2 protein-coding genes are annotated in these 1,934 nt (G+C 61.5%); both read left to right on the plus strand.

Features of this window, described 5'->3' with window-relative positions:
• On the plus strand, positions 1–872 hold an 872-nt coding region (locus tag Q0341_RS06465; RefSeq protein WP_299511321.1), incomplete at its 5' end, for an amidohydrolase.
• Between the two features lie 270 nt (positions 873–1,142).
• A complete protein-coding gene (locus tag Q0341_RS06470) occupies positions 1,143–1,805 on the plus strand; it encodes a site-2 protease family protein (RefSeq protein WP_299511323.1) in 663 nt (220 codons plus the stop codon).
• The last annotated feature ends 129 nt before the right edge of the window (positions 1,806–1,934 follow it).

Raw genomic sequence — 1,934 nt, forward strand, 5'->3', positions numbered from 1 at the left:
GGCACACCGCCATGCTGCTGGCAGCGGCCAAACACATCGCCCAAAAGGCGGCGTTTTCCGGCACCGTCAATCTGATCTTCCAGCCGGCTGAAGAAGGCCTGGGCGGGGCCAAAAAGATGATGGAAGACGGGCTCTTCACGCAATTCCCCTGTGACGCCGCCTTTGGCATGCACAACATGCCGGGCCACCCGCAAGGCCAGCTGGTGTTCCGCGATGGTCCGGCCATGGCGTCCTCGGACAATGTGACCATCACCATCGAAGGCACGGGCGGCCATGGGGCGCTGCCGCACCGCGCAGCCGACCCGGTGGTGGCGGGTTCGGCCATCGTCATGGGCCTGCAAAGCATCGTGGCGCGCAACGTCGACCCGCAACAAGTGGCCATCATCACCGTGGGGGCTTTTAATGCGGGCGTGGCCAACAACGTGATCCCGCAAACGGCCACGCTGCGCCTGAGCGTGCGTTCGCTGGACCGCGACGTGCGCATCCTGCTCGAAAAACGCATCACCGAGCTGGTCCATGCCCAAGCGGCCAGTTATGGCGTCAAGGCCCACATCGACTACCAACGCGGCTACCCGGTGCTGGTCAACCATCTGAGCGAAACCGAATTTGCCCGCCAAGTGGGCGAAGAGCTGGTAGGCGCCGCCAACGTCACGCGCCAAGGCCGTGCGCTGACCGGCAGTGAAGACTTCGCCTTCATGCTCGAAGAGGTGCCCGGCTGCTATTTGCTCATCGGCAATGGCGATGGCTCGGGCGACGGCCACGGGGCCTGCATGGTGCACAACCCCGGCTACGACTTCAACGACCAGAACGTGGCCGTGGGCTCGGCCTATTGGTCCTTGCTGGTGGAGCGGTTTTTACCCGCCCAGGGGTGAACACCTCCGGCCGGGCCTTGGTGCTCGGCCAATTGATCTGAATTGATCTGGACTCACTGACCTTGATTTTCTTGAGTTGCTCTGCCTGGCAGCGCCTTCTTCTTGGTAGGAGCCCACCCCTATGGGCGATAGTCGTGGCTCACATCCAAAACCATCGCCTACAGGGAACGCTCCTACTCAAAGACGCTGCACAAGCCTGTCTCGTCAGACTTGATGGGCACGAAGTCCTGCCCGCACCAGCGCAGAGACGGGTCTGAGACAATCGGAGATATGTCTGACCTCATCCAAACCGTTTTGATTTACGCCCTGCCGGTGATCTTAGCGATCACGCTGCACGAGGCCGCCCACGGCTACGCCGCGCTGCGCTTGGGCGACAACACCGCGTCCATGCTAGGCCGCGTGACGCTCAACCCCATCCCGCACATCGACCCGGTAGGCACCATCTTGCTGCCCCTGCTGCTTTACTTCAGCACCAGTGGCGCATTTTTGTTCGGTTATGCCAAGCCGGTGCCCGTGCGCTTTGACCGGTTGCGCCACCCCAAACGCGACATGGTCTGGGTGGCACTGGCCGGGCCGGGTGCCAACCTGGTTCAGGCATTGATCTGGGGCGTGTTGTTTTATGTGCTGACGGGCAGCGGTGTCAGCGAGCGCTTTTTCATCGAGATGTGCAAGGCCGGCATGCTGACCAATGTGGTCATGTTCGCCTTCAACCTGTTTCCTCTGCCCCCACTGGATGGCGGACGCATCCTGGTCGGCCTATTGCCATGGCGACAGGCGGTGCTTGTGTCCCGAGTTGAGCCCTGGGGGTTTTTCATCGTCATGGCATTGGTGGTCACCGGTTTCATCAGCGCCTGGTGGATGCAGCCCTTGATGGGTGTAACCTTCGAAGCGATTCGGCTTGCACTGAGCCCTGTTGCAGCCTTGTTTCGCTGATTGTTCTGCTGCTTTTCTCACCGTTTGATTTTTCTCATGACCACCCCATCCCGCACCCGCGTCCTCACCGGCATCACCACCACGGGCACCCCGCACCTGGGTAACTATGTAGGTGCCATCCACCCCACC

Origin of the sequence: uncultured Limnohabitans sp. (genome assembly GCF_937889215.1) — a bacterium.
Taxonomy (GTDB): Bacteria; Pseudomonadota; Gammaproteobacteria; order Burkholderiales; family Burkholderiaceae_C; genus Limnohabitans_A.

Coding starts and splice junctions, on each gene's coding strand:
- Q0341_RS06470 (WP_299511323.1), top strand. CDS start 1,143: ATGTCTGACCTCATCCAAACCGTTTTGATTTACGCCCTGCCGGTGATC.